This is a genomic window from Brevundimonas sp. GN22 (assembly GCF_054824005.1).
Window position 1 is genome coordinate 1,008 of record NZ_JSYD01000183.1, and the last position, 22,982, is coordinate 23,989.

Annotated in this window: 26 protein-coding genes and 1 tRNA gene; 10 read left to right on the forward strand and 17 right to left on the reverse strand. The window is 59.8% G+C overall.

What is annotated here, in order from left to right; genetic code table 11:
* The first annotated feature begins 178 nt into the window (after positions 1-178).
* Positions 179-1,492, forward strand: a complete 1,314-nt coding sequence (locus OB03_RS14690; RefSeq protein ID WP_461344665.1) for a UDP-glucose dehydrogenase family protein — start codon at positions 179-181, stop codon at positions 1,490-1,492.
* A 54-nt stretch (positions 1,493-1,546) separates the two neighbouring features.
* On the opposite strand, the gene OB03_RS14695 is transcribed toward OB03_RS14690, so the two are convergent.
* Positions 1,547-2,221, reverse strand: coding sequence for an OmpA family protein (locus tag OB03_RS14695; protein WP_242914407.1), 675 nt, complete (start codon positions 2,219-2,221; stop codon positions 1,547-1,549).
* Between the two features lie 228 nt (positions 2,222-2,449).
* On the opposite strand from OB03_RS14695, the gene OB03_RS14700 reads away from it, so the two are divergent.
* Together OB03_RS14700 and OB03_RS14705 are read left to right on the forward strand one after the other, a co-directional pair.
* The gene (locus tag OB03_RS14700) at positions 2,450-2,866 is read left to right on the forward strand and encodes an Hsp20 family protein (protein WP_461344666.1); all 417 of its coding nucleotides are present in this window, start codon (positions 2,450-2,452) and stop codon (positions 2,864-2,866) included.
* 85 nt (positions 2,867-2,951) lie between these two features.
* On the forward strand, positions 2,952-3,194 hold the full coding sequence (locus OB03_RS14705) for a DUF1150 family protein (protein WP_461344689.1): 243 nt from the start codon (positions 2,952-2,954) through the stop codon (positions 3,192-3,194).
* A gap of 62 nt (positions 3,195-3,256) precedes the next feature.
* Here the strand turns inward: OB03_RS14705 and OB03_RS14710 are convergent, their stop codons facing one another.
* The 11 genes from OB03_RS14710 to rplU all read right to left on the reverse strand — a co-directional run bounded on the left by OB03_RS14710 (position 3,257) and on the right by rplU (position 10,735).
* Positions 3,257-3,721, reverse strand: a complete 465-nt coding sequence (locus OB03_RS14710; protein WP_242914410.1) for a PTS sugar transporter subunit IIA — start codon at positions 3,719-3,721, stop codon at positions 3,257-3,259.
* Between the two features lie 100 nt (positions 3,722-3,821).
* Positions 3,822-4,457, reverse strand: coding sequence for a ribosome hibernation-promoting factor, HPF/YfiA family (hpf, locus tag OB03_RS14715; RefSeq protein WP_242914841.1), 636 nt, complete (start codon positions 4,455-4,457; stop codon positions 3,822-3,824).
* 90 nt (positions 4,458-4,547) lie between these two features.
* On the reverse strand, positions 4,548-6,029 hold the full coding sequence (gene rpoN, locus OB03_RS14720) for an RNA polymerase factor sigma-54 (RefSeq protein WP_461344667.1): 1,482 nt from the start codon (positions 6,027-6,029) through the stop codon (positions 4,548-4,550).
* Between the two features lie 139 nt (positions 6,030-6,168).
* The gene (gene lptB / locus OB03_RS14725; RefSeq protein ID WP_242914412.1) at positions 6,169-6,972 is read right to left on the reverse strand and encodes an LPS export ABC transporter ATP-binding protein; all 804 of its coding nucleotides are present in this window, start codon (positions 6,970-6,972) and stop codon (positions 6,169-6,171) included.
* A gap of 13 nt (positions 6,973-6,985) precedes the next feature.
* Complete coding sequence (locus tag OB03_RS14730) at positions 6,986-7,453, reverse strand: LptA/OstA family protein (protein ID WP_242914413.1); 468 nt, start codon at positions 7,451-7,453, stop codon at positions 6,986-6,988.
* Between the two features lie 3 nt (positions 7,454-7,456).
* A complete protein-coding gene (gene lptC, locus OB03_RS14735) occupies positions 7,457-8,131 on the reverse strand; it encodes an LPS export ABC transporter periplasmic protein LptC (protein WP_461344668.1) in 675 nt (224 codons plus the stop codon).
* Between the two features lie 20 nt (positions 8,132-8,151).
* Positions 8,152-8,766, reverse strand: coding sequence for a ribonuclease D (locus OB03_RS14740; RefSeq protein ID WP_461344669.1), 615 nt, complete (start codon positions 8,764-8,766; stop codon positions 8,152-8,154).
* A 159-nt stretch (positions 8,767-8,925) separates the two neighbouring features.
* Positions 8,926-9,012, reverse strand: a tRNA-Leu gene (locus tag OB03_RS14745).
* Between the two features lie 128 nt (positions 9,013-9,140).
* Positions 9,141-9,674: a GNAT family N-acetyltransferase gene (locus tag OB03_RS14750; RefSeq protein WP_461344670.1), complete on the reverse strand. Its 534-nt coding sequence runs from the start codon at positions 9,672-9,674 to the stop codon at positions 9,141-9,143.
* Positions 9,675-9,841: 167 nt separating this feature from the next.
* Positions 9,842-10,126, reverse strand: a complete 285-nt coding sequence (gene rpmA / locus OB03_RS14755) for a 50S ribosomal protein L27 (RefSeq protein ID WP_242914417.1) — start codon at positions 10,124-10,126, stop codon at positions 9,842-9,844.
* A 144-nt stretch (positions 10,127-10,270) separates the two neighbouring features.
* The gene (rplU, locus tag OB03_RS14760) at positions 10,271-10,735 is read right to left on the reverse strand and encodes a 50S ribosomal protein L21 (RefSeq protein WP_242914418.1); all 465 of its coding nucleotides are present in this window, start codon (positions 10,733-10,735) and stop codon (positions 10,271-10,273) included.
* Between the two features lie 307 nt (positions 10,736-11,042).
* On the opposite strand from rplU, the gene OB03_RS14765 reads away from it, so the two are divergent.
* From OB03_RS14765 to OB03_RS14780, 4 genes are all read left to right on the forward strand, one after another.
* Positions 11,043-11,699, forward strand: a complete 657-nt coding sequence (locus OB03_RS14765) for a hypothetical protein (RefSeq protein ID WP_242914419.1) — start codon at positions 11,043-11,045, stop codon at positions 11,697-11,699.
* An 84-nt stretch (positions 11,700-11,783) separates the two neighbouring features.
* Positions 11,784-12,755 carry a cation diffusion facilitator family transporter gene (locus tag OB03_RS14770; protein ID WP_461344671.1) on the forward strand — a complete coding sequence of 324 codons (972 nt, stop codon included), beginning with the start codon at positions 11,784-11,786 and terminating at the stop codon, positions 12,753-12,755.
* Between the two features lie 51 nt (positions 12,756-12,806).
* Positions 12,807-13,910 carry a CobW family GTP-binding protein gene (locus OB03_RS14775; RefSeq protein WP_461344672.1) on the forward strand — a complete coding sequence of 368 codons (1,104 nt, stop codon included), beginning with the start codon at positions 12,807-12,809 and terminating at the stop codon, positions 13,908-13,910.
* The gene (locus tag OB03_RS14780) at positions 13,907-14,116 is read left to right on the forward strand and encodes a DUF2093 domain-containing protein (protein WP_242914422.1); all 210 of its coding nucleotides are present in this window, start codon (positions 13,907-13,909) and stop codon (positions 14,114-14,116) included. Before OB03_RS14775 ends, OB03_RS14780 begins: the two co-directional genes overlap by 4 nt.
* A gap of 89 nt (positions 14,117-14,205) precedes the next feature.
* On the opposite strand, the gene OB03_RS14785 is transcribed toward OB03_RS14780, so the two are convergent.
* The 3 genes from OB03_RS14785 to OB03_RS14795 all read right to left on the reverse strand — a co-directional run bounded on the left by OB03_RS14785 (position 14,206) and on the right by OB03_RS14795 (position 17,282).
* The gene (locus OB03_RS14785) at positions 14,206-15,066 is read right to left on the reverse strand and encodes an FkbM family methyltransferase (RefSeq protein ID WP_461344673.1); all 861 of its coding nucleotides are present in this window, start codon (positions 15,064-15,066) and stop codon (positions 14,206-14,208) included.
* A 290-nt stretch (positions 15,067-15,356) separates the two neighbouring features.
* Entirely contained in the window at positions 15,357-16,349 is a 993-nt protein-coding gene (locus tag OB03_RS14790) for a class I SAM-dependent methyltransferase (RefSeq protein WP_461344674.1), read from the reverse strand.
* Between the two features lie 240 nt (positions 16,350-16,589).
* Complete coding sequence (locus OB03_RS14795) at positions 16,590-17,282, reverse strand: alpha/beta fold hydrolase (protein ID WP_461344675.1); 693 nt, start codon at positions 17,280-17,282, stop codon at positions 16,590-16,592.
* A gap of 94 nt (positions 17,283-17,376) precedes the next feature.
* On the opposite strand from OB03_RS14795, the gene OB03_RS14800 reads away from it, so the two are divergent.
* The 3 genes from OB03_RS14800 (at position 17,377) to OB03_RS14810 (ending at position 21,059) form a co-directional block, all read left to right on the forward strand.
* Positions 17,377-18,336, forward strand: coding sequence for a WD40 repeat domain-containing protein (locus tag OB03_RS14800; RefSeq protein WP_461344676.1), 960 nt, complete (start codon positions 17,377-17,379; stop codon positions 18,334-18,336).
* Between the two features lie 23 nt (positions 18,337-18,359).
* Entirely contained in the window at positions 18,360-19,067 is a 708-nt protein-coding gene (mtgA, locus tag OB03_RS14805) for a monofunctional biosynthetic peptidoglycan transglycosylase (protein WP_461344677.1), read from the forward strand.
* A 129-nt stretch (positions 19,068-19,196) separates the two neighbouring features.
* Entirely contained in the window at positions 19,197-21,059 is a 1,863-nt protein-coding gene (locus OB03_RS14810) for a pilus assembly protein TadG-related protein (RefSeq protein WP_242914428.1), read from the forward strand.
* Positions 21,060-21,136: 77 nt separating this feature from the next.
* Here OB03_RS14810 and OB03_RS14815 read toward each other — a convergent pair whose 3' ends face one another.
* Together OB03_RS14815 and OB03_RS14820 are read right to left on the reverse strand one after the other, a co-directional pair.
* Positions 21,137-22,048, reverse strand: coding sequence for an isopenicillin N synthase family dioxygenase (locus OB03_RS14815; RefSeq protein ID WP_461344690.1), 912 nt, complete (start codon positions 22,046-22,048; stop codon positions 21,137-21,139).
* A gap of 312 nt (positions 22,049-22,360) precedes the next feature.
* Complete coding sequence (locus tag OB03_RS14820) at positions 22,361-22,972, reverse strand: thermonuclease family protein (protein WP_461344678.1); 612 nt, start codon at positions 22,970-22,972, stop codon at positions 22,361-22,363.
* Positions 22,973-22,982: the final 10 nt, after the last annotated feature.

A 22,982-nucleotide genomic window follows, 5' to 3' on the forward strand; every position in this document is an offset into this window, starting at 1 on the left:
GATCTGAAGGGGAGGAGGTAACTCCTCTCCGACAGTTCGAAGTGTCGAAAGATTGAGGACGATTGGCCTAACAGTCAGTCGTCCTTTTTCTTTTTGTCGCACAACCGTGCGATGCGCTGGTGTCCGTCGGGTACAGCCGCTATGCCAGTGGTGCCTGCAGTGAATAAGGGAACCGCTTATGCGCGTCGCCATGATCGGCACCGGCTACGTTGGCCTCGTATCGGGTGCTTGCTTCGCAGACTTCGGTCACGTCGTGACCTGCGTCGACAAGGACGAAGGCAAGATCGAGCGCCTACGCCAGAATGTCATTCCGATCTTCGAGCCAGGTCTCGATGATCTGGTCGCCAGCAATGTCCGGGACGGGCGGCTAAAGTTCGCGGTGGATGGCGCAGAAGCCATCCGTCAGGCTGATGCTGTGTTCATCGCGGTGGGAACGCCCTCGCGACGCGGAGACGGTCACGCGGACCTGTCCTATGTGTATGCGGCAGCAGAAGAAATCGCGGGCCTGATCGAAGGCTTTACCGTCATCGTCACCAAATCGACTGTTCCGGTCGGAACAGGCGACGAGATTGAGCGAATCATCAAGGCTCGCCGTCCGGATGCGGATTTTGCGGTGGTCTCAAACCCCGAGTTTCTGCGCGAAGGCGCGGCGATCGACGACTTCAAACGCCCGGATCGCGTCGTAGTCGGTACCGACAGCGAACGCGCGCGTCTGGTGATGGCCGAGCTCTACCGCCCGCTGAACCTGAACGACACGCCGATCCTGTTCACAGGACGCCGGACATCGGAACTGATCAAATATGCGGCGAACGCCTTCCTCGCGATGAAGATCACCTTCATCAACGAGATGGCTGACCTGTGCGAAACCCTTGGTGCCGACGTCCAACAAGTCGCGCGCGGGATTGGCCTCGACAACCGGATCGGTCCGAAATTCCTTCACGCCGGGCCGGGGTATGGGGGGTCGTGCTTCCCCAAGGATACGCTGGCGCTTGTGCGCACCGCGACCGACGCCGGATCGCCCGTTCGACTGATCGAAACGACCGTGCAGGTCAATGACGCCCGCAAACGCGCCATGGCGTCGCGCGTGGCCGATGCACTAGGCGGCAATGTCGCTGGTAAAACCATCGGCGTACTGGGTCTGACCTTTAAGCCGAACACTGACGATATGCGCGATGCGCCGTCTCTGGACATTGTGCCGGAGCTTCAAAAGGCGGGTGCGATAGTCAAAGCCTTCGATCCTGAAGGCATGGACGAGGCCGCCAAACTCCTGCCGGATATCCAGTATTGCTCGGGGCCCTATGAGGCCATCACCGGTGCGGATGTCGTGCTGATCCTGACCGAGTGGAACCAGTTCAGGGCGCTGGACCTGGACCGCGTGAAACTGCTGATGAGCCAACCCATAATGGTTGACCTCCGCAACGTATATTCGGCTGCCGAACTAAAGGTACGCGGCTTTGCCTATCATTCGATCGGGCGACCAACGCAGGACTGAGGCACAAAAAAAGGGCGGCTCGCGAGAGCCGCCCTTTCTTCATAAGGGTGTCGATCAGCCGGTAAACGGGCGGATGACGATCTCGACGCGGCGGTTCTGCGCCTTGCCTTCGACCGTCTCGTTCGACGCGATCGGGTTACGCGAGCTGTTGCCAGCCACGTAGAGGCGCTCACGCAGCACACCGTTGTTGATCAGGTAATCGGCGACCGACAGGGCGCGACGCTCCGACAACGGCTGGTTGATGGCGTCGCCGCCCGACGAATCGGTGTGGCCGACGATGTCGACAACCGAGCGGTCATACTCGGCCAGAACACGGGCAACGTCGTTCAGGACCGGTAGGAAGCGCGAGTCGATGTTCGACTGGTTGGTCGCAAAGGTCACGTCCGACGGCATACGCAGGACGAGGTTGTCACCCTGACGGGCCACGCCCACGCCGGTGCCCGAAAGTTCGGCTTCCAGAGCGCGTTGCTGACGGTCCATGTACTGGCCAACGCCTGCGCCGGCCAGTGCGCCGATACCGGCACCGATCAGGGCATTCTTACGGCCTTGTTCACCGTTGTGGGTGTTGGTCAGATAACCCAGAACAGCGCCGCCCAGTGCGCCTGCGATAGCGCCCGTGCCGGTGTTGTTACGGCGCGGGGCCGAGCTGTACGGGTCCATGGTGGTGCAGGCCGATGCACCCAGCAGGGCTGCGAGGCTGGCGCCGATAACGGCAATCTTGGTGTTCATATGAGAATCCCTTCTCGAATTTTTGACGGCGAAACGTCTGAATAACGGCTTCGGTTAATGAGGGTTGCGGCCTGTACGCCGAATGAACGGCTTAACCAGAATGCATAGGAATTTGTGACTTATTGAAAAGGCGAACGTCGTTCCCACCTATAGAGAACTGGCGCGTCGGGGCTGTGTAGCACGATGCGCTTTCGAGGTCGCTGTTATCAGGGCCTAAGGAGTAGATATATGAGCCAACCCACGTCCTTGATGGATGCCCCCTTCCTGTTGGGGTTTGACCAGACCCGCGCCCTGATCGACCGCGCCCAGCGCGCCGCGACCGACGCCTATCCGCCCTATAATGTCGAACAGATCGACGACATGGTCCGTATCACTCTGGCTGTTGCCGGATTTACGCCCGACGAGCTGAGCGTGACCGTCGAAGGACGCCAACTGACCCTGACGGGCAAGCGCGAAGTGGCGGCGCGGCCGGAAGGCACCTTCTTGCATCGCGGAATCGCCTCGCGCGGTTTCGTCCGCACGTTTGTCCTGGCTGACGGGCTTGAAGTGAAGGGTTCGCGCCTGCAGCACGGCCTGCTGCATGTGGACCTGTTCCAACCTGATCAACAGAAAGCCACACGCAAGATACCGATTTCCACGGAGTGATCGGATTCGTTCCACAGGGACGGGGTACGCGGGCATCCGGCTCGCGTATCCGTCAAGCCTTAGCTTTAAGGAGGCGTTCGAGATGATGCCTGTGATGACCAACCAAGACTTCACCGCACTGGGTGCGCCCGATCTCGTCTATGTGCGCGAGATTCTGGCCAAGGATGTCATCAACGATATCGAGGACATCGACGTCGAACTGGCTCCGGATCAGGTGCTTTATGCCCTGCACGGCGCTGACGGAGAGCGACTGGCGGTCATGTTGGACCGCGAGACAGCATTTGCTACCGCGCAGGCCCACGACATGGCACCGGTTTCGGTCCACTAATCGCAAAAGCAGAACGGGGCCCGCGAGGGCCCCGTTTGATATTCAAAGTATCGGCTGCGGGTTTACGCCGCCGCGGCGCTGCCCGTTTGCACGAACAGGGCCTGCACGCCATCCACGGTTTGCGCCTGACGCAGGCGTTCACGCAGTTCTGGCGAGCGCATGGCACGCGAGACAACCGCCAGAGCCCGCAGGTGCTCTGCACCCGCCGACGGCGGAGCAAACAGTGCAAACAGCAAGTCGACCGGACGGTCGTCCAAGGACTCATAGGCCACCGGTGCCTCAAGGCGCACAAAGGCCCCGCATACGCGCTCGAGGCCCTCGACGCGGGCGTGAGGCACAGCGACGCCGTAGCCAAGCCCGGTCGAACCCAGAGCTTCGCGTTCCAGCAAGGCTTCAAGAACCTTGGATGCGTCCAGGCCGAACGCATTGGCTGCCACATCGGCGACAGCCCCCAGCGCCTGGCGCTTGGAAGACACCGCCCCGCGCAAGACTACGCCGTCAGGCGGCAGCAAATCTGCGATATCCATCTCAGTTCCGATCAACGGCCCATAGAGAACAGGGCGCTGCCTTTTAGAGGTTTTGCCCACATTACAAAAGACGTCGCGTAATTTTCCCTAGAAGGGGGAATTACGCCTTGCGTGCAGTGCGCTCTGGATCGATCCAACCCACATTGCCGTCAGGGCGCCGATAGACGACCGCCAAGCCACCGTGGGCGGCGTTGCGGAACATCACCACGGGGTAGCCAGTCATATCCAGCTCGGCCACTGCGCGGCCCACCGTCAGGGTGCGGATCTCGGATTCGGTTTCGGCAATGACCATGCCGAGAGGCGGTGGCTCATTGGCGTTGGCGACATCGCCGAACTCGTTCTCGTCCTCGATCTTGTCGGGGTTCCGAAAGACCGTGAGCTGCGCCACTTCGCGGGCTGCATCCTCGGTTTTCTCGGGAGACAGACCCTTGGGACCCGCATAGTGGTCCTTGAGACGGCGCTTATAGCGGCGCACCCGCTTCTCGAGCTTGTCGAGGCTATCGGAGAAGGCCGCGTGGGCGTCTCCGCCAAAGCCTGTCGTGACAAGCGGTTGGCCTGAAGCAAGGCGAACCCAACAATCAACGCGGAAGCCGAAACCGTCCTTCGACACTACGACTTCGGCATCCTGGGCGCCGCGGGCGAAATATTTGCCAACTCCATTTTCAAGTTCTTCTGAGATGCGCGAGCCTAGCGCTTCGCCAACATCCACTTGTTTTCCGGTGACCTGAACTTGCATAGCCATGTCGATAGAACGCGGCTCTTCCGACTTGGTGTCAACGGCGATCACTGAAATGTGGGAAACAGTAACCTTTGCCGTGAATGGGGGTCAGGCTGCCCTGCGCTGGCGGCGGCGTTCGACCGAAGACGGAATCTTCAAGGCTTCCCGATATTTAGCGACCGTTCGGCGGGCGATATCGATGCCCGCTTCTTGCAGGATTTCGACGATCCGGTCGTCGCTCAGGACCTCGCCTGTAACATCTTCGGCATCGATCAATCCCTTTATCCGATACCGGACAGCTTCGGCCGAATGGGTGGCTCCGCCGTCGCTCGACTGAAGCGCTGCGGTGAAGAAGAATTTCAGTTCGAACACGCCGCGCGGGGTCGAAACGTATTTGTTGGATGTCACACGGCTGACGGTCGATTCATGCATTTCAATGGCTTCGGCGACCATCTTGAGCGTAAGGGGTCGCAAGAACTCCACGCCGAATGCCATAAAGGCATCCTGTTGGCGCACGATCTCGCTGGCGACCTTCAGAATGGTGCGGGCGCGCTGGTCCAAGGACTTCACCAGCCAACTGGCCTGCGATGCGCAATCGGCGACAAAGACCTTGTCTACGTCGCTGCGGGCGCTGGCCGTGACCTCGGCGTGATAGCGCTTGTCCATCAATAGGCGGGGCAGGGTGTCGCTGTTCAGCTCGACCTTCCAGCCGCCTGCGGGATCGGAGCGAACGAAGACGTCAGGGATGATGGTTTGGGCCGGTTCACTGCCGAAGCCCGCACCGGGGCGCGGGGTGAGGCCTTGGATCTCGGCGATCATTTCCGACAAGTCTTCCTGATCCACGCCGCAAATCTTGCGTAGGGCAGCAAGATCGCGACGGGCCAACAGGTCCAGATTGTCGAGCAAGGCGGCCATAGCCGGATCAAAGCGGTTGCAGTCGATCAATTGCAGCTTCAGGCACTCGGGCACAGAGCGGGCCATGACGCCTGATGGCTCGAACCCGTGGCAGCGGGACAGAACCTGTTCCATCCGCTCCATGGGCACATTCAGGCGCTCGGCGATTTCGCCGAGGTTAGCGCGCAGATATCCCGCCTCATCGACGCTATCGATCAGCGTCAGGGCGATGGCGTGTTCACTGGGCGTAAACCCCGCGAGCGAGGCCTGCGCCTGCAGGTGCTCGGACAGGGTCAGTTCGTGTTCGTCGGGGCGCTCGAAGTCGTCGTGGTCGAAACCGCCGCCATTGCCGGCGCGGGACCAGTCGCTGAGGCCTGGCTGCGCGTCGGTCTGGACCTCGTTGCGTTCACCCGGAGCAGCGTCATAGAGCGCGTCCGAAGGGGCATCGAGGGCACCATCAGGGGAGGGCGTGCCCTCGCTGAAGGTCAACTCGGTTTCGCTGGCGGACGGTGTGTCGGCAGGCTGGTCTGGCGCTTCGGCCTCGTCGCGCGACAGCAAGGGATTGCGCTCCAGCTCGGCCTCGACATAGGCCTCAAGCTCGAGATTGGATAGCTGCAGCAGTTTGATGGCCTGCTGGAGCTGGGGGGTTATGACTAACCCCTGCCCCTGTCTGACCTCAAGCCTTTGCCCGATCACGCGCACATTCCCCCGAATGGATGCCAACACTGCGCAAGTCGGGTGTGGCCCGAAACTTGCTTCAAGCGTGACTGTGGCGGACAGCCGTTAACGTATGGTGAGTCCCGTGCGGGCGATGCGGCTTAAAGCTGTATTGCGCTTAGCCGTACATCTCGCCCAGGTAAGCGCGGCGAACCTCTTCGCTCTCGACGGCTTCTTGTGCGGTGCCTTCGAACAGCACAGCGCCCGAGGTCATGATGGCCACACGGTCAATGATATCCAGCGTTTCGCGGACATTGTGGTCGGTGATCAGAACGCCGATGCCTTGGCCCGACAGATAACGGATGACCGAGCGGATGTCGGCGATGGCCAGCGGATCGATACCGGCAAAGGGCTCGTCCAGCAGCATGAAGCTGGGCTTGCCGGCCAGAGCGCGTGCAATCTCGACGCGGCGACGCTCGCCGCCAGACAGGCCGGTGGCCGGGGCATTGCGCAGGTGGTCGATGCGCAGTTCTTCCAGCAGGCGGTTGGTCTCTTCCTTCACCTCGCGGGCGGAGGAGTGACGCAGTTCAACCACAGCGGCGACGTTTTGCTCGACCGTCATGCCGCGGAAGATCGACGCTTCCTGCGCCAGATAGCCAAGACCCATGCGCGATCGCTGGTACATCGGCTGGCTGGTGATGTCTTCGTTATCGAGCCAGATCTTGCCGCTGTCGGCAGGGATCAGGCCGGTAATCATATAGAAGCAGGTGGTCTTGCCCGCGCCGTTTGGCCCCAGCAGGCCGAAAACCTCGCCGCGCTGAACCGTCAGCGAGACGTCACGCACGACCTGACGCGGGCCGAAGCTGCGGGCCAGATGCTCGACCCGGAGCCCGTGACGTGCAGTATCGGCCGCCACTTCGCCAGCAGCAGTTACACCCGGCTCGGGGGCAAGATTGAGGGCCGACAGTTCCTTACGCGCCAAGGGGCAGGTGTCCTTAGTTCGACGGGTAGAAGACGCCGCGCACGCGGTTGCCAGCGCTTTCAATGCGGGCGGTCTCGGTGCGGACGTTATAGACGAGGCGACCGCCCGACAGGACGTTCTGACCTTGGGTGAGGATGACGTCGCCGGTCACGACAACCGAGCCGTCATTCAGATTATAAACGGCATTGTTCCCGCGCATGCTCTGGTCAGGCGTTACGAAATAGACGTTACCGCTGGCTTCCACGCGGGTCAGCTGACCATTGGTGGTGAAACCGCGAATAGCGTCGGCGCGAATACGGTTGGTGCCTTGGGTGACTTCGGCGCGACCGCGCAGTGCGAAACCGTCAGGCGTGTATTCACCGGAGTCAGCGCCGTACTGGACGGGCTGACGCGTGGCGTCCTGGGCGCTGAAGGCGACCGTGGCGGGCAGGCCCAGTGCGATGACCGCTGCGCTGGCGATGAGGATGCTGGTCTTCTTCATATCTTACCTGCTCGAACCGGAGGGGTTGATGGTTCCGCTGATCTTTTGGTCGCCCTGGCCTTTGAACTCAACTCTACGGCCTTGATCGTGGATGGCATAGGCCGATGCATTGATGGTTCCAAGGGGGCCCGTTCCGTGAACGCCCTTGTTGCCCGTCACGATCCCTGTGCTGGTATCGATCACTGCCTCGTCGGTTTTCAGGATAAAGCCCGAGCCGCCGTCGCTGATGCTGACGTTGGGGCCGATGATGACCTTGCGCTCACCCTCGTTATAGGTGCCGCCGTCAGCGGTCAGCTTGGTGATCTTCTGGCCACCAAGGTTCAGTTCCAGCAGCGGCTTAACAAGCCTGTACTGATTGGTCTCGGCAGAGCGAATCGCCCCTTCGGCACCAATGCGGAAGCTGCGGCCCTGCGCGTCCTGACCGTGGAACATCGGATTGTCGAGGCGCAGTTCGCGGCTCTCGTTGGCACGGCGTTCGACGCCGGACATGACCGAACGGAACACCACCCATGTCACGGCGCTGCCTGCGATCAACAGGATGATGATAGGCAGGACGCGGCGAAGGCGCTGAACGCGCTGGGAGCGTTTACGAAACTGTGCGGCGGCCTTGGCCACACGGGCTTCGTCAGCGCTCTTCAACGCTTCCTGTTGCGCCTCTGTGACCTCGGGTTCGCTCATAGGTGTCTCTTACAGCAGGATCAGGCGTGGGCGAAGATGTCGATCTCGTCCCAGCCCGCCAAATCCAGACGCGAGCGAATCGGCAGGAAGTCGAAGCAGGCCTGCGCCAACTCCATGCGGCCTTCGCGGGCCAGCATTTCGTTAAGGCGGTTCATCACCACGTGCAGGTGCAGAACGTCCGATGCCGCGTAATCCAGTTGCGCCTGCGTCAAGGTGGCAGCACCCCAGTCCGACGACTGTTGAGCCTTGGACAGATCAACACCAGCCAGTTCGCGCACAACGTCCTTCAGGCCGTGGCGGTCCGTATAGGTGCGGGCCAGCTTGGAGGCGATCTTGGTGCAGTACACCGGACGGGTTTCCACGCCGAGGTGCAACTCGAACATGCCGATGTCGAAACGGCCGAAGTGGAAGATTTTCAACACATCCGGATTGGACAGCAGCTTTTTCAGGTTCGGACAGTCGTAGCCCGGTCGGTGCATGCGCACGACGTGGGCGTTGCCGTCACCCGACGACAACTGGACCACACACAGTTCATCGCGGCGGAAGCGCAGGCCCATCGTCTCCGAATCGACGGCGACAACAGCACCGAGGTCCAGATCGTCAGGCAGGTCGCCTTCGTGCAGATAAACAGTCATGGAGCGTCACTCGTTCGCAAGCCACCCTGTGTCGAGGCGGCGGTCAACAGGGGCCAAACATAGACGAACCACACTCCACCGCTAGGTTGTTCTTTGGAGAAGTGTAGGGTCCATAGACAAATGGCGCCGCATCTTGTGATGCAGCGCCATTTGATAAAATGGTGCCCAGAAGAGGACTCGAACCTCCACGGCCGTTAAGCCACTGGCACCTGAAGCCAGCGCGTCTACCAATTCCGCCATCTGGGCCGGAGGGAGCGTTTCCGCCCCGCCGATGAGTGGGGTATAGGGGGAGCCTTCTCGGGGGTCAACAGGCTTTTTGCACTTTCGTGAAAAAACACGTCGATAGGTGAAAGTCCCGCCTTTTCAGCCACCTATCAGGCAAGCCAGACCATGCGGCGGGTGTCCGTCAGGCCACCTCGCGCACTGCTGAATCCGCGACGGGTTTCGCCCGTGTACAGAAAGCCTGCCTTCTCCAGAACGCGGCCCGAAGCGGGATTGTCGGCGAAGTGACCGGCTACCAGCGCGCGGCGCTTCCACTTGCGCGACGCCCAGACCAGAGCGCCTTCCAGCGCTTCGGTGGCATAGCCGCGGCCCCAGTACTCCCGACCGATCCAGTATCCGGTTTCGGGCATTGGGTCTCGGTCTTCGAACATACCGATGACGCCCACCGGACCGTGGTCCTCGTGCTCGATGACGAAGGTATTGGCGCGGGCAGGGTTCTGGCTGGCGACCTGAAGCACGAAGTCTTCGGCGTGGCCCTGCGTAAAGGGGTGCGGCATCCGCAGCGTCATGCGCGCGATTTCGATGTCATTCGCCAAGCGGGCGATGCGCGATGCATCCTGCGGACGCGGAGCGCGGAGCGTGAGCCGCCTCGTCTCGATGACGGGGGAAGTTTCAATCACGCACATGAGTACTGCCTCGTTCTTTCTGCCGTCTCCTTGAAGGGCTCTGACGGCTTAGAGGCGGGGAAACGCAAACGGGGAGCCTGGTGATCCAGACTCCCCGCGGAATATTTTCCCTAGGTCCAGATCGGCTGCTTTTTGGGCAACGCGATCTGAAACAAGTGCAGAGCGCGTTACTCGGCGGCCATCGCCACGGCTGCGTCATTGGCAGCCACGATGGACACGTAACAACGGCCACCAGCTTTGGTGGTGAACTGCACCGAACCGTTCGCGGTGGCGAACAGGGTGTGGTCGCGACCCAGGCCAACGTTGGTGCCCGGGTGGAATTTGGTGCCGCGCTGACGCACGATGATGTTGCCGGCCAGCACTTGCTCGCCGCCATACTTCTTCACGCCAAGGCGTTTCGACTCTGAGTCGCGGCCGTTACGCGACGAACCGCCGGATTTTTTGTGAGCCATCTTGCTGCTCCTCTATTGAGGTGGGCTCCGGTTCGAAAACCTGATGGAGCCTACCTGTCATTACTGGCGAACAATCCAGCTAACGCCGGCGGTCGCTTGTTCTATTTGGGCCCTAGGGATTAGGACCCGACGAAACTCGGCCTATTAGGCGTCGGCTTTTTTAGCCGAAGCCTTCTTAGCCTTAGGAGCTTCCTCAGCCGGGGCAGCTTCGACGCGCGGGGCCAGGCCACGAGCGCGAGCATTGATTTCAGCCTTGGTGATCAGGTTGACCGTACCATCCCATTTTGCGGTCTCGCCAGCACCTTCGATGCCGGTGATTTGCAGAACGGATTCCATCTGACGATGGCCGTTGGTACGACGGTAACCCTGACGGCGGATCTTCTTGAAGATCTTTACCTTCTCACCCTTACGGGTTTCGATCAGGGTTGCAGCCACCGTGGCGCCTTCGACAACAGGAGCGCCTACAGTAACGCCCTTGTCGCCGCCCAGCATGAGGACTTCGTTAAAGGAAATAGCAGCGCCAGCATCGCCATCGAGTTTCTCGACAACAACAACGTCGCCCGGTTGGACCCGGTACTGCTTTCCGCCGGTCTTGATCACCGCGTACATATGAAGCCTCAGCGTGAACGCAAAAATGAATGCGCCCGCCGGGCAAACCCGCGGGCGAAGAGCGGCGACATATACGGAAGGTAGCGAAAGAGTCAACGCCGTAACGGGCGTTAAAGGCCGGAATTCCCCTTTGCAGACGCAGGATGTGGCCTGATTGCACCCTTTCTGCAAGGGGAAGTGGCGCTGGGGCCGGGGTGCCTAGACCATTGGTCTTATATAGAGGTGCTGTGGCCCCGCGCGATGCGTCACGTGAAAATAGCGCGCGAGTGCTGTCGACTGTTACAACATAACAGATTAAGAGGGGTGGATGAGCACTGCCGACTTCGCCCAGCCCGTTATTATGTCGCTTGTCGGCGGCGGTTTCGTCGCGGCCAGTCTGCATGCTGCCTTGCCCACGCACTGGCTGCCCTTCGTTTTGGTGGGCCGCGCGCAAAGCTGGAGCCTGCGCCGTGTGGCGGCTGTCGCTGTATTGGCCGCTCTGGCCCACGTTCTTACGACGGCGATGATCGGAGCACTGGTCGCGGTTGCGGGCGTGGCGCTCGACCGTTGGCTGCATGGTGTGCTGCCGCACCTGTCGGCGGCGCTACTTTTCCTTTTTGGTGCCTTCTATCTGGCCCGCTATTGGCACCGCACGACCGTGCCGGACTGCAAGGGCTGTGAGCATGACGAGCCCAAGGTTTCCGATCGTGCGGCCTTCTGGGGATTGATGGCGCTGATGGCGGCATCTCCCGGCGAAGTGCTGCTGCCTTTATATCTTACGACAGCGACCCACGGAGTAGGGGTATTTCTAGCTCTGACGGCCGGATTTGCCCTTGGCACCATGGCAGGAATGCTGGTGCTCACCTCTCTGGCGATGGCAGGCTATTCCGTGCTGAGGCTGGAGCGCTGGGCCCGATATGAAGGTGTAGTGCTGGGCGCGTCTCTGATTGTGCTCGGGTTTGTAATGGCCTTCCATCCGGCCTGAGCTGATAAGTTATACATTTACATTCAGATAGTTATGTTATCTGGATGGCTTGACGTGGCGTATTGACGGTTCCAAGTGGAAAGCATGGCACACGATCATTCAGCGCACGCTCACGAGCATGCCCCTTCCGACCACTCCGGTCACGACCACAGCCACGGCCATCACCACCACGACATAGGTGGGCATCATCATGGTCCGACCGATACGGGCGACTGGCGCTATGGTGTGGGTCTGGCCGTCAATCTGTTGTTCGTCATGGTCGAGTTTGGCGCAGGATGGTGGGCCGGTTCATCGGCGCTGATGGCCGATGCGGGGCACAATCTTTCGGACGTGCTGGGTCTGGCCATGGCGGGCGGCGCTGCTTTGCTGGCCCGCAGGGCTGCGGGGCCGCGGCGTACCTATGGATATGGCAAGGCGACCGTGCTGGCAGCGCTGGGTAATGCGCTGCTGCTGATCTTTGCCTGCGGTGCAATCACCTTTGAAGCCATCCACCGCATGACCCAGCCCGCGCCTTTGCAAAGCGGGGTCATTATTGTGGTGGCGGCCATCGGCTTTGTGATCAACCTGGGTACGGCCCTGCTTTTCATGAAGGACCAGCACAAGGACCTGAACGTCAAAGGGGCTTACCTGCACATGATGGCCGATGCGGGTGTGTCGCTGGGCGTCGTGCTGGCGGGCGTCATTATCATGTTCACCGGCTGGTCGATCGTCGATGCCATCGTCAGCCTGCTGATCGTGGCTGTGATCATGGTCTCGACGTGGGGACTGCTGAAGGACTCGGTCAACCTCGCGCTGGATGCTGCCCCCCGACATCTGGATCCTTCAGATATCCGCCAGCAGTTGCTGGCGCTGGAAGGGGTGAGCGCCATTCACGATCTGCACGTCTGGGGTCTGTCGACGACCGATGCCGCGCTGACCGCACACATTGTGCATGAGCGGGCCGACGCCGATGCCCTGTTGGCCGAGGCGCAAAAGCTGGCGAAGGGCCGTTTCGGTATCGGCCACAGCACGCTTCAGCTTGAGCGGACGGCGCTGGACGACTGCAACCATTGCTAAAAGGTCGAGAGGGGTCTTTCCAACGGGGCTGTGACGCGCCATCTAGCGGTCATGACCCAGAAGACCCCTGTCACCGTCCTGACCGGCTACCTCGGTGCCGGCAAAACCACCCTGCTGAACCGCATCCTCACCGAGGATCACGGCAAGCGTTACGCCGTCATCGTCAACGAGTTCGGCGAGATCGGTATCGACAACGACCTGGTGGTCGGTGCCGATGAAGACGTGTTCGAAATGAACAACGGCTGCGTCTGCTGCACGGTGCGCGGGGACCTGATCCGCGTGGTCAACGGACTGATGAAGCGCCAGCGTCCGGGCAAGCCTGCGTTCGACGCCATCATAGTCGAAACGACCGGCCTTGCTGACCCGGGTCCGGTGGCCCAGACCTTCTTCGTCGATGACGAGGTCAAGGCCAAGACCCAGCTGGACAGCGTGACCACGCTGGTGGACGCCAAACACGTCATGGCGCGTCTGGATGACTCCAAAGAAGCCCGCGAGCAGGTGGCCTTTGCCGACCGCATCATCCTGAACAAGGTTGATCTGGTGTCGGAAGCCGAACTGGTCGCCGTCGAGAAGCGCCTGCGCGGTCTGAACCCTCTGGCTCCGATCATCCGCGCCGAGCGTTCGAACGTGCCGCTGGACAAGGTGCTGGGCCTGAACGCCTTTGACCTGAACCGTATTCTGGAAGCCAACCCCAGCTTCGCCAATCCGCCGCACGGCGAGGACGGCCACGTCCACGACGAGCACTGTGGTCATCATGGCCATGATCACCATCACGATCATGACCATGTCCACGACGAGAACTGCGGACATGGCGAGCACTGCGACCACGATCATCATGCCCGCGGCCACAACCACCATGACGACATCAAGGGCTATTCCTTCTCGCTGGACCGCCCGCTGAACGGCGCAAAGTTCACCGCATGGCTGGACAAGCTACTGGGCGAGCAGGGCCAGAACATCCTGCGCGCCAAGGGCATCATCGATGTCGCCGGTGAAGACCGCCGTCTGGTCTTCCAGGCCGTGCACATGATCCTCGAAGGTGACCTGCAGGAGCCGTGGGGCGAGAACGAGCGTCGATGGAGCCGCGCAGTCTTTATCGGTCGCGACCTGAACGAAGCCGAGCTTAAGGCCGGCTTCGAGGCCTGTGCCGCGTGAGCGGCGAACGCAATCGTGTCGAAGCCAAGCTGGTCTTTCGACCGGGTGACTTCGATGTCGTGAAGTCGGGCGACCATGTGCGCTGTGCCGTGACGGGCGAGCCGATCACTGTGGATGCGCTGACCTATTGGTATAGCGAGTTGCAGGAAGCCTATTCGGCCCCCGAGCACCTGATCGCGCGTCTACGAGAGCTCAAGCGCATCTAGGCGCTTTTGATCGAACCGATGAAAAAACGGCCATCGCTTCTCGCGGTGGCCGTTTTTGCTTCCGTAAAGGATACGCTTCGAAGGCGCGCTTACAGGTAGCGCAACTCGAAATCGTTTTCGCGGGCGTGGCGCTCTACATCGGGATTATGGATGTAGATGGTGTTGTCCGGCTTCTTGCCCCAACGTTCGATGTTATTCGGGTCGAACTGGTGCAGGGCCTTGCCCGTCCATTGCCATGGGCTGTAGTTCAGCATCTGGAAGAAATCGATATATTCCGGAGTGTGAGTATTCTCGGCCAGAATAACAGGGCGATTGGTCAAAATAGTCTTCAATAGACCATTGAGCGTCAGTAGTTCGGCACCCTCTACATCGATCTTGATGATGTCCGGGCGAAGCTCGACGGAATCGCCTTGGAAGAAGGCCAAGCGCTCTTTGAAGATGGCGATGTCGCGACCGTGGCGGTTGTTGGCAAACCAATCGGCACCCCAACCGGTACGGTAGAGATCCCGCTGCGTCGTTGCCAACGGCGTGATCAGCAGCCTGTCCACGACCGGCGTGTACAAATCCAGGAAGGCGTTGGCGTCCGACAGCCCGAATGGATAGGTGCGCACCTTGGGCAGATTGGCCGTATAGGCCGTCAAAATCCGGTAGCACACAGGATTGGGCTCAAAAGAAATGATCGGCGTGTGATCATTCAGCAGTCGATACGAGTTAATCGACTGCCCGCAGTTGGCACCAATATCCACGAACTGTTTGGCATTCTGGAATTTGGCGAGAAAATAGAAGTCCTCGTCGTGAACTTTGTTGCGATCTTCTTCACGCAAAAGAAGCGGTTGTTCCATTGGCCTGACAGGATCAACGATGCCGCCCCATTCCTTCATCATGTGGGTTGGCTCGTTCCAGGAGCATAGCATCTCCCAGTCAACGAATTCCGCGATCTCGTGGTCCATCTAAAGCTATTATTGTTCCGTTTGAATATCTTTACACTAGACTAAATAGCGATAATTCAAACAATGTAAGTAGAGGAGTCGTACGGATAGTTGTCTCCGAATTGACTCGAATGTAGCTAAAGACGTGTTCGATTCAATAATTCAAATTATGGCGATATTTACATCTTTATATCTAGCGATATGTATATCGTTGTAATTCACAATTGAATAGCGTTATTTACAATTCAAATTATACTATATAAAACGGATATTTCTGCGAAATTTAAAGCAAAGCTAAACGGAAACGGGCTTTATTCCAGCCAAGGATTTGGAGCAAAGGTCGCCAACTGGTCCATCAGGAAACGTTCGCGGCGGCTTTGGATGCGCGAGTACTCCCAAGCCTTCAGATGCATGTCCTGATGCCGTTCCAGCAGTTTGCTGCCAGCCGGTGTCATGACGATCACAAGCTCTTCGCCATAGCGGTCCATCGGCTCGTTCCTCAGGTACTGCGCGCTGAGGGTGTCCTGCTTGAGAGCCCGCGAAATCGGGCCGCTCTGGCCGATGTCAATCGGCGCGGTGGTGACGTACAGAAGTTCATAGCCGCAGGTGCTGGCCAGTGCCTGCGCCGAGCCTGGCGAGAACAGGTGCACGTGTTCGGGATAGCCGTACCAGATATAGTGGGAATGGCCGTAAACCAGCGGGAACAGTGCAGCCGAGTTCGGCAGGAACGATATGACCAGTCCGTCCGGGCTGATGACTTGGTGCAACTCCCGCAGGAATGCGAACGGATCGGTGAAGTGCTCCAGCGCATGGTAGGAGTAGATTGCGCTGCACTCGTCCGGTTGTTCAGCGAGAAACTCTTGGGCGGGACGGGCGTGGATGTCGAGATTGCCCCGAGCCCGGCTCTGTTCGACTGCGGTTCGGTTCAACTCGGTGCCGGACGCTTTATAGCCGAGGTCTTTCAGGGCTTGGACGGTGCCGCCAAAGGCGCATCCGAACTCGTGCACATGGGCATCTGGAGCAATCCCGAAGGCGTTCAGGATATCGACAACGCGACGTGAGCGCTCATGCGTTTTGGAGGCGTTGTAGTCACCCTCAATATTGTACCAAGTCTTGGAAACTTCAGGATATTCTACGTTGTAGAAGTGACCCAGAACGTCGGGCGGCGGATCGTCAAAACGGATATAGGCGCAGCAGGGGCAACGTTTCGATTGGTGGAATACACCCTTGTACTCGCGACCGAGCGGATAGGTGGCTTGAACACTGGGGATCAGAAGCGAGGGATCGGAGATTGCGCAGGGCATATCTCGCTCGAGCCTTTGGTACGCATTCGATGTCATACGTGCGTCGTCCCTGTATTGGTAGAATTTGACTATCTATACTTATGTAAATGAACCACCGATTTAGTACGTAGGACACTATGTGTACTTGTTTGTCGAATTGACAGTTAGAAAATGTTACTTACATCAATTAAGTATCAGCGAATTTTATGTAACTGCTCTGAATTATCAGGTTGAATCGCCGAGATTTATGTAAATCTTGCTTTAGGTTGTCGTGTTTTTAGCCAGCCACGATTTCATTAGCGATAACAACGCTCGCGGCTGTTCCAACGGGATCATATGCCCGGAACCTTGCACACTGGCCCGATCAGCGCCGCGAATGCCGTACTGTAGCTCGTCTTGCTCTTCTTCGGATCGCAACATGTCGGCGTCCGCGGAAATAATCAGCGTCGGGACCGTGATTTTGGATAGCTGATCCTTATCGCCCGAACGGGCCAGAGCCGACTGTCGGTGGAATACATGCCCGCCCAGTCTCAGCCCCATGTCCAGCACCCGCGCCAGCATTTGCGCATCGTCTTTCAAATCAGGATGTAGCGAAGACTGGATGGCAGGGCGGCTGAGCCCTTTGAAACGCTCCGGCGGAGATTTGAGAGCACTTCTGCGCTGGCGGATCATCTCTTCGGTGTCACCCCGCGCGGAGGTGGCAATCAACATCAGGCTCTCGACCTTTTCAGGTACAAGGCGGGCAATCTCGCGCGCGACATACCCGCCCATCGAAAAACCGGCCAAATGAAAGCGCTCGGGAAGTCGGGGCAGGAGCGCCGTGGCCATCTCCTCGATGGTTTCTCCCTCGCGCAAGGCCAGCGGGATCACAGGTCCAAAATCTTCGAGCGGAGCGATCAGATCGTCCCACAAGGTTTCGTCGGCCATGAAGCCCGAGATCAGCACAACAGCCATAAGCCTGCTCCCATTCTGCCCTTTCCCTATAGGCGCGCCCGTCCGGCGCGGCTATGAGCAGGGACACGACTGTTTACGCCTCCCAGAGACACCGATGAACTTCTCTTTCGACGCCCAGATCACCGCCGCCCTGTTCGACAAAACACAGGCCGTGTTCGCCTTGGGTGACGGATCCGTCCGTTTCGAGGATGGTGCCCGAAACGAAGTGCATGACGGAGCTGTCCTGTGCGCTTGCGTCCACCCTTCGGGGGACGGCATCGTCACCGGCGGCGATGACGGAAAAGTCGTCTGGAGCCGTCCGGGCGAGGCGATCCTGCTGGCCGAGGGGAAGGGCTGGATCGACTCCATCGCTGCCAGCGCGGAATCGAGCCTGATCGCATTTTCTGCGGGGCGCACGCTTTCGGTCATCGACAGTAAAGATGCAGTCTTCCGCCGCGACTTTCAGCACGAGCGTACTGTCTCGGGCGTGGCGTTCGACCCCAAGGGCCGCCGAGTTGCCACCTCGACCTATGGCGGGGCGTGGTTGTGGTATGCGCGCATCGAGCAGCAGCAACCCGTAAAGCTTCAGTGGGCGGGCTCGCACCTGTTGGTAGGGTTCTCACCGGACGGTGCCTTTGTCGTCACCTCGATGCAGGACAACCAACTGCACGGCTGGCGTCTGAAGGACCAGCGCAACATGCGCATGGGGGGCTATCCGGCCAAGATCAAATCCTTCTCCTTCCTGTCCAAGGGCCAGCTGATGGCGACGTCGGGCGCACAGGGTGTGGTGCTGTGGCCGTTTATCGGCTCCAACGGCCCTATGGGGCGCGAGGCGACCGAGATCGGCTATGACGAGACGACCCTGATCTCGATGGTCGCCTCGGTGCCGGAGCAGGGCCGCCTGGTGGCCGGTCTGGAAGATGGCCGCGTATGGTGGGCCGATCCGGCAGGCCGCGGGCTGGACTTCATCAAAAAGGACAAGGGCGCGCCGATCACCGCACTGGCAATGAGCCGTGGTGCCGCGCGCATGGCATGGGCAGACGAAGACGGTAACGCGGGCGTTCACGCCTTTTAAGCTGTCGAGCAAGGGATCGGGGAATGGCGAGTGCAAAAGGACGCAAGCGCAGGCCGCTGTTAAAGCTGTTCCTGTTCATTCTGGCATTCCCGTTCCTGCAAGTAGCGCTGTTCCGGTTCGTACCGCCCCCGCCGACCATTTTGATGATCGAGCAAGCGATCAAGGGGAACGGGCTGGACTATCGCTGGCGCTCGCTGGATGACCTGTCTCCCTATCTTGTGACAGCCGCGATCTCGGCAGAAGACGCGCGTTTCTGCTTGCATAATGGTTTCGATTTCGAAGCCATCCAGAAGGCGATGAAGGCCAATGAAAAGGCCGAAGCCCGTGGATCCAGCAAAATGCGTGGCGGCTCTACCATCACCCAGCAAACCGCCAAAAACGTGTTTCTGTGGCCTGGGCGCTCCTATGTCCGCAAGGCTCTTGAGGCCGGATACTCGGTGTTGATCGAATACGGCTGGGGCAAGAAGCGGATTATGGAAGTCTATCTGAACGTCGCCGAGTTCGCGCCGGGCGTTTATGGCGCAGAGGCAGCTGCGCAGCATTGGTTCGGCAAGAGCGCTAAGACCCTCAGCCGCACCGAAGCTGCGCGACTGGTGGCCGTTTTGCCAAGCCCGCGTCGCTATAACGCTGCCTCGCCGGGGCCCTACGTCCAGCGTCGCACGGGCCGTATTCAGGCCAATGCCGGTCAAGTACGCGCACAGGGGCTCAACCAGTGTGTAATCGGCAAATAGGCGTGTAGAACGCCCGACGGTATCTAATTGTCATTAACCGTGACTGTTGATCCAAAATAACCCATTTGTCATTCAAAGTGCCCTATTCTATCGGAAAGCGACGGGGACTGTCCGGTGTCAGGGATTGATATGAAAAGCATTACTCGGGCCGCAGCTCGACTATTGAGCGGGTTTGCACGCTCGCAGCGCGGCAATGTGGCTTTGATTGCAGGTATCGCCTTGCCGGTCCTGCTCATGATCTCGGCCGGCGCGATCGACCTGCACCATGCGGCCAAGGTGAAGAGCGAGCTTCAGGACGCACTCGATGCTGCGACACTGGCGGCAGCGCGCTCGAACTATACTGCGGCTGGGGATATCCAGCGCGTTGGCATGGCATCGATCCGCGCGAACATGCCGCAGTATTTCAAAGACAATCCGGGCGACGTCGCGACCTTCACCCTGGGCTCGCGCTATCAGGTTCAGGCGACTGCCACCGTGCAGGTCAAGACCATCATCGCCAACGTTTTCCTTCCGCCCTATGGCAAACTGTTCGACGACTATCTGCCGATGACCGCGTCGTCGGACGTTCTGCGGGCCTCGCGAAACGTGGAAGTCGCGATGGCGCTCGATATTACCGGCTCAATGGACGGTTATATGAACGACCTGAAGTCTGCTGCCAAAGAGCTGGTGGGCATCGTCGTTCAGGGTGACCAGACGCTTTATACGACGCGGGTGGCGCTGGTGCCTTATGCGCGGGGTGTAAACGTGGGCAGCTATGCCGAAGCCTTCCGTGGCCCGCTTAAAGGCTCAACCTCGATTACGGGGGCCAGCTGGGCCGCTGCCGCCAAGGAGATCTCCAATTCCAGCAACGGCACCTTTACCGCCAGCTCGCACGGCCTGGCCGTGGGTGATGCTGTGTATGTTTACGGGTTCAGCTCCTCGAGCATCAATCGGACCATCCAGACCGTCAGTCAGGTCCCAACCTCGAGCACATTCAAACTGACGGGTCTCAGCAGTTCCTATTCGGCTGCAAGCGGAACGCGCCGCTACTTGCGTAAATGCGTTGATCCACAATGCCGGATGCTGGTGACGTCGTCCGGACATGGCCTGATTAATGGCGGACTGGTGAAGGTGTCCGGTGTGCAGGGCATGACCCAGTTGAACGGCTATCAGACTGTCACGCCCATCAACACCAACACCTTTGCAGTTGCGATAGACCGCAACAATCCGCCGGCGGACTACGTGCGATACGGCACGGTCCAATGCGGCTGGGACGGTTGCCAGCAGCGCGTCTTCTATAACAAGTCGAACGTTCTGACCGAACTGCCGGCTACAGACTGCATCAGCGAGCGTCCGCGCGGCAGTTCCGATCCTACAGACAAGGCTCCCGGAACCAACGCCTGGCTGGGCCGCTCATACCTGCCCAGCGGCCAGACCTGCCAGCCGGGTCGCTATCTGCCGCTGACCAATGTGCTCACGGGCACGAATGGCCTAAATACGGTCATCGACAGCTATCAGCCATTGGGTGCGACCGCTGGCCAGACCGGCATCGAAATGGCTTGGTACAGCATCTCGCCGAACTTCGGCTCGGTCCTGCCGACCGCCAGCCGTCCCAACCCGTTCAACACCGCCGAGACCATCAAGGCCGTCATCCTGATGACCGACGGCGAATTCAACACTCCCTATTGCGAGGGTGTTGTGTCCAAGGATGCAGGTTCGGGCTCGATTGGCACCGACTATCAAATCAACTGCCCTTCGACCAACGGGGACGTGTTCACCCAGTCCGTGGAGGTCTGCAGGGCCATGAAGAAACAGGGCATCGTTGTCTATACGATCGGTTTCAACCTTGGCACCAGCAAGGGCAAAACGGGCATCGACACGGCCTATGAGGTCATGGAAGCCTGCGCCACGGACCCGAAGGAGAACTTCTTCCCTGCGGCGACCGGCACGGATCTGAAAGAAGCCTTCAAACAGATCGGTCGTGACATTACCCGTCTGCGGATCGCCCGCTAAGCGAGACGGCAAGGACAAAAAAAGGGACCGGACGAGTGATAGTCCGGCCCCTTCATTTTGTCGGCTATTCGCGACGATTAGATCAGTTTGATCTCGCGCAGACGCTCGGTGAGGAAGTCCTCGGCCAGAATGGTCTTGCCGGCATAACGGTCCGGATTTTCCGGGGTGATCGTCGACGGCAGGGTCTCGATCGGGAAGTCCGGGTTGAAGTGCAGGAAGAAGGGGGTCGAATAGCGGGCAAAGCCCCGACGTTCCGGTGCCGGGTTGACCACGCGGTGGGTGGTCGACGGCAGGACGTGGTTGACCAGACGCTGCAGCATGTCACCGATATTGATCACCAGCGCACCCGGAGGCGGTGCGATGTCCAGCCACTCGCCGTCGGCATCCTTCAGTTGAAGGCCGGCCTCTTCGGCACCCAGCAGCAGGGTGATGACGTTGATGTCTTCGTGGGCACCCGCACGCACGCCCTCGGCATCAGCCGGGATCGGCGGATAGTGCAGCAGGCGCAGGATCGAGTTGCCGAGTTGAACCTTGTCCTCGAAGAAGTTGTCTTCCAGCTTCAGGTAGCGGGCGATAGCCTTCAGGATGCGGGCACCCAGTTGGTCCAGCGCCGAGAACATGCCGTACACGTTCTCTTTGAAAGTCGGGATTTCGGTCGGCCACACATTGTCACGCATGTACTTTTTGTACTCGTGACCTTCCGGCAGTTCGCGGCCGGTGTGCCAGAATTCCTTCAGGTCACGGACGGCCGCGCCCTTGGCGGTTTCGACGCCGAACGGGGTCAAGCCGCGTGCACCGCCGGTACCCGGCTGGTGGTACTGGCGCTTGGTTTCTTCATCCAGGGCGAAGAAGGCCTTGGCGTCGGCAATAGCAGCGTCGATGACGGCTTGGTCCAGACCGTGGTCCGAAACAACAGCAAAGCCGTAACGCGCGAACGATGCACCCAGCTCGTCCGAGAAGCCTTGGAAGTCGGCGTCATAGCGGGTCATGGAGACCGGCTTGATAGCCTTGCTGTTCGAGCCCTCAGCGGACTGTGCGGTGATGGTGGTCACTTGAATGCCTCAAGTTGGTGGGTCTGGGAAACTTTCTACCGTGTACCGGCAAAAAATGGCAGTCGCGCGCCCATAGAGCAGGGTTTGCATTCTGCTTTCGTCTATCAATACCGTTGATCGTGGTGTGCGGGATACAGCGGCCCTGCCATTTCAGGGCAAATCATGCCCGCACATGCCAGAGCCGGTTGATAGCCACGATAACGGCAAGCTCTAAATAGGCGCGCAGGGCCGCAGTCGCCTTGAGCAGGATCAATCCTGACGCAGCGAGCCTATGCGGCGTTTGTCGCGGCAGATGCGGGTTTCATTGTCAAAGCGCTCCCACAACTCGGCGGCACCGGTTTCGACCATGTAGCAGTTCACCTCGACGCGCGCGGCTGTCCAGCAGATGGCCGTGACGCGGTCGTAGCTCTGGCCGGTGGTCATGCAGTCCAGCATCTTTCCGGCCACCAGTTGGCTCAGGATACGGGTGGCCTGATCGGCGCTGGTTTGCGAACAGGGGTGACCGGGCGAGCAGCTGTTGTCGCGCTCGCGCGCGGAAATGGCATGCAACCTTACCCGCGTTCCGTCCTGACAGCGCAGGGTATCCCCGTCGTTGATCTTGACCACGCGGCATTTGAAGTCGGCTTCGCTGGCGGCCTGTTCAGCGGTTGGCGGAAAGATACCGGGGGCTACACTGGTGGCGACGCTTTTGGCCCCTTCGGTAACGTTGTCAGGCAGGGCAGTTTTGTCGCTGCGCATCACGATGACGCAAACGATGATGACGACCACGACCAATATGCCCAGCAGGATATTCAGGCGATCCGATCCGCGAGGCGGAGGGCTGTAATGGTGCTGTGCAGGGGGGCGGCGGCGAGAGGACATAGGCTGTTGT